Below are 573 nucleotides of genomic sequence, written 5' to 3'. Positions count from 1 at the left end.
CGCCCGGACGGCGCGGGTTCATTGCCGCTTCACTAGCACGACGTTCAAGCACGGTGCCGACGGCCCGTTTCCGTTGGGGTACGAGTACACTTTGTGATGCAAATCCGACCCGCAATGCATTCGAGTCGGCGATGGCCGCGCTCGAGAGAGGACACGAAGGAGAGCCTTTGCCTCGGGCAGGGCGCTGGCGCCCTAAAGCCTAGATACGATTTTACGATGCTTAAAATCCCAGCCACGAGCTGCGCCGTCCCTGGCAACGTAAGTTTCGTACCAATCAACCACTCAGGACCAAAACGGAATACGCTCCCTCGATTATTCCTTCTGCAGGGGAGGGTGAGCCCATGGACGGACGGGCAACTGCATCGATTGTCCTTCTAGAAGATGAGGCGCTGATCGCCCTAGACATCGCAGATCAGCTTCAGAATGCCGGGTTCGCGATTGCCGAAACCTTCTCGTCATGTGCCGCTGCACTTGAATGGCTATCGGTCCATACGCCAGATCTAGCAATCCTGGATATCCAGCTGCGCGATGGTGACTGCGAAGAGGTCGCCAAGGCGCTCCACGAGCGCAAGG

1 protein-coding gene is annotated in these 573 nt (G+C 58.1%); it reads left to right on the top strand.

Going from position 1 to position 573, the window contains the following annotated elements; all coding sequences use genetic code 11:
* Window positions 1-341: 341 nt before the first annotated feature.
* A partial coding sequence (locus tag EN935_RS39430; RefSeq protein WP_127374423.1) for a response regulator occupies window positions 342-573 on the top strand: 232 nt, incomplete at its 3' end.

Source organism: Mesorhizobium sp. M7D.F.Ca.US.004.03.1.1 (assembly GCF_003998635.1).
Taxonomy (GTDB): Bacteria; Pseudomonadota; Alphaproteobacteria; order Rhizobiales; family Rhizobiaceae; genus Mesorhizobium; species Mesorhizobium loti.
Note: the sequence above shows the minus strand (reverse complement) of the source record. Positions and strands in the feature narration are given on the sequence as shown.